General features: G+C 61.4%; 2 protein-coding genes. Both read right to left on the reverse strand.

What is annotated here, in order from left to right:
* Positions 1-32: 32 nt before the first annotated feature.
* Positions 33-3,062, reverse strand: coding sequence for a Tn3 family transposase (locus tag ACNFBR_RS29100; RefSeq protein ID WP_024015041.1), 3,030 nt, complete (start codon positions 3,060-3,062; stop codon positions 33-35).
* Positions 3,046-3,648 (reverse strand): recombinase family protein, encoded by a 603-nt coding sequence (locus tag ACNFBR_RS29105; protein ID WP_010465829.1) that lies wholly within the window; start codon positions 3,646-3,648, stop codon positions 3,046-3,048. Before ACNFBR_RS29105 ends, ACNFBR_RS29100 begins: the two co-directional genes overlap by 17 nt.
* Between the last annotated feature and the right edge of the window lie 28 nt (positions 3,649-3,676).

A 3,676-nucleotide genomic window follows, 5' to 3' on the forward strand; every position in this document is an offset into this window, starting at 1 on the left:
GGGGTTGTACGCCGGAATCCCAGAAATTTCCGTCAGCCCAGCTCCAGTCCCGCCACGAGCGCATCCAGGTCGATGAACTTGCCGTCAGTCTGGAAGGTGTAATGCCCGTTCAGCAGGATGTGCCGCCAGGCCGCTGGCGACATCTGCGTGATCAACGCCAGCGCCTTGGCATTGCCAGCTGCCTCGTACTTCGTCAGCAGCAGGGACAGGATCGCCGAGTTGTAGAAGATGATCGCGTTGCCGATCAGCCTGGCGCACTGGTTGCTGATCTCGATTTCGATGTCGGTGCGGCCGGTCAATTCCTTCTTCCCACCGACTTGGGCGATGGTCGAGCGTAGCTGGTGATAGGACTCAATGCGGTTCTGCGAGCGGTGAACATTACGCTCCAGTTGCGGGTCGCGCAGGTAGCGCAGTGTGTAGATACTGCGGATGAGCTTGTCGAACTCGAAGATTGCGCGCCGCGTCGGGTTCGGCGCCGTATAGGTGCACAGCTTGCGGATCAGCGTGCCCTGCGTCATTTCCTTCAGGCCCAGTGTGGCGACGATTCGGTCGATGTTCGCCTTCTCACCGACGATGAGTTGCCGGTCGATCTGGCCAGCCGGCCGGATCAGGCATTTCTCGTACAATGCCAGATCATCGGCGCAATACAGCTCCTGCAACTGGTCGTCGAGGTCGGTGAAGCGCGGCTCGAAACGAAGTCCGAACCAGTGCAGGATGGCGAAGTTGGCCTTGTTGATGCTGTGCATGTCGCCGGTGATCGCGCTCGGCACGATGTCCGACGTGTTGCGGTACCAGATGTCGAACACGTGGTGAGCCTCGTACTCGTGTGCGCCTATCAGGTAGCCGTTCAACGGCACGTGATTGCACAGCAGCGTGTAGGCGACGACGCCCTTGCCGCGGCCGAAATATTTGCGCGAGTAGCGCGCCTTCACAGTTGGTCGCTCGACGCCGAATTTCTGCCCATCAACGGCACCGTACAACGAATCGAGGTCGAACGAGTAATGCGGGAAGATCGGCAGTGCGGCGATGGCGTTGCTGATGCAATCGTTGGCCACATGTAGCGTCGCCTGGCGCAGGTACTGCTGGTAGGTACTCTCCAGGACGTGGTACGGGATGTCGCTGGTACGTGCCATAACCTGGTTGCCGTGGTTCATGGCTTGGGCAATGATCACCGCCATCAGACTGTCGGCGTCGGCTACCTTCTTCGCATAGCGTGGCTGCAATGGTGTCAGCGCCGACAGGAACTGGCACTGGCCGTTGACGAAGCGAAACACGTCGGCGACATCGCAGTATGGCAGTTGCTCGTAGAGAGCTTGCTCGCGCGCCTTCTGGTTCTCCCCCTTGGGCTTGCGCCAGGTCAGTCTCTGCGTGTCCTTGTCGTATTCCAGGTGCGTCAGCTTGCCCTGTTTCAGCTCGCGATTGAACGCCACCCATTGCGCACGCAACTCGGTCGCCAGTGCATCGAGCTGGGCACTGACCGGCTGCCGCAGGAAGGGGATGTCCATCTGCGCGAGCACGGCGGCTTTCTCGTCCATCGAAACCAACTCGTCGGACAAATGCCGGTGCTGCAAGCTATCGTCAATGTAGAGCTCGCCCGCCTGGAAGCGTTTCCTGACCTGACGGTAAAGCCAGAATTCGTAACGATCGGCATGCAGGCCTGTCGGCGTGCCTTCGGCATCGAACATCAGCAGGTACGGACGCAAGCGTTTCGGCAGCGTTGCCGCCGGACATTCGTCGAGTGGCCGTTGTGATAGGCGCTGCTGCTTGGCGAACACGCTCTTGGCCCAAGTCAGCGCCGCGAGCCATGGGTTATCGGGGGCCGTGCCGGCGAAGTCGAGCGCGACGTACAGCGGCCGTAGATGGCGTCGAATGCGTTCGGCCAGGCCGTCCACCGCCTGCCAGTGCAGCGCCAGTTTGTTCAGTGGCTTGACGCTCATGCGCTGCGCCGTGTTTTGCAGCAATTCCCTGGACATGATTTTGTAGGCGCGTTGGCGCACCTCGCCGAACGGCGTCGGATCGGCCACGCTGTCGTCCACGTACAGCGACAGCAGGCGGCCAACCTGCGGCGTTTCCTGATGGCGTCGCAGCTGTTCGGCGACAAAGGACTGTTTCGCACCCGTGCGGCTCTCGTCCTCAAGTTTTTTCATGTGGAAGGCCATCGCGTCGACCAGGTTGTCGGTGAGCTGCCGGTAACGTACCCAGGCATAGCACAGCAGGTAGAGCCGGGTCTGCTCCGCCTTCAGGTGGCGCAGGTCATGGACGGTATAGAAGTTCGCCAGGCTCGCGTAGTACAGCAGGTTCTGCTGCGAGATGCCGAGCTTGGGCAGCAGCGCCTTGGCGATCCCGTGCAAGGACTTCAGCGTGGCGCGCTTCTCGCGCTCCCCTGCCATCTGACGCCAGCCGAAATCTTTAGCGTCCTGCTTGAGCGCTGCCAGTTGAGACAGGGTGTCGTCACGCACCAGGAGCTGGCCCAGCGCAGCTTTGGCCGATTCGTCCAACACTTCTGCCAGCAAGCCGCCCAAGCGCCTGCGTTCGGTGGACAGGGCTTCACTGACCAGCTCTTGTAAGGTGGTGTGGCCGGGCCGGATGATTTTGTGCTCGCTGAGCCAAACGATCAGTTCGGCGGCCACGAATCCTGGCATTACGTCGCGCCGCACGATCTGTTCAGCCTGCTGTGCCAGTTGCGGCAGGAAGCTAGCCGCCCACGACCGGTAGCCGAACAGTTCGGCGATCTGACCCCTCTGGCTGTAGTGCTCATGCTTGGTGATCGCCTTGCGTTCGAACGCTTCGCCGTGGAAATAGCGACTCAGCACGAAGGCGCAATCGTCCTCGACCTCATGCCAATCGAAGCGGAAGAAAGCATGCTTGGCCTTGAAGTAGCCGATCTGCAAGACGCAATAGACTTGGGCCTGCAGGCTAGGCCGGCTGCTGGCGAACGCCAGTTCAGATTCGGCCAACGCCAGGTATTCCAGCCGCTGAGCATCGTCGAAGTCCGGTAGGCCGTACAAGGCTTCCTGCTCTGCGTCAGAAAAGACGGTGAGTAGCTTATTCTTGTTGCTCATCGACCGTCCTTCCCGCACCACGCCAACCTGCTCGCGTCAATGTTTCGATCAACGTAGTGCGCTTGACATTGAAGTTGCGGCACACCGCCGCCTTAGACATGCCGCCATCGAGCGCGGCGACGATGGCGTCCAGCTTCTCACCAGTGATCGCCTGCGGCCGGCCGCCGATCCGGCCGCGTTTGCGTGCGGCGGCCAAGCCCGCGACGACGCGCTCCTGAATCAAGGCGCGCTCGTACTGCGCGAGCGCACCGAACACCTGGAACAGGAATTCGCCCGAGGGCGTCGTAGTGTCCAGGTTCTCTGTCAGCGAGCGGAACGCCACCCGCTTGTCCTTGAGCGAAGTCACAATGGCGAGCAGGTGCGACAGCGAGCGACCGAGCCGGTCGAGTTTCCACACCACCAGCACATCGCCGGCTCGAACGAACTCAAGCGCCCGCGCCAAGCCGGCACGGTCATCCTTCGCGCCAGAGGCACGATCCTCAAACAGGTGACGCGGATCGACGCCGGCGGCGAGCAGCGCGTCGCGCTGCAAGTCCGTGCTCTGGCGGTCGGAGTCCGACGACACGCGCATGTAGCCAACCAACATAGGCGGATAACCATCAAAAACAGGTTTC

Origin of the sequence: Pseudomonas sp. NY11955, assembly GCF_048068035.1 — a bacterium.
Lineage (GTDB): Bacteria > Pseudomonadota > Gammaproteobacteria > Pseudomonadales > Pseudomonadaceae > Aquipseudomonas.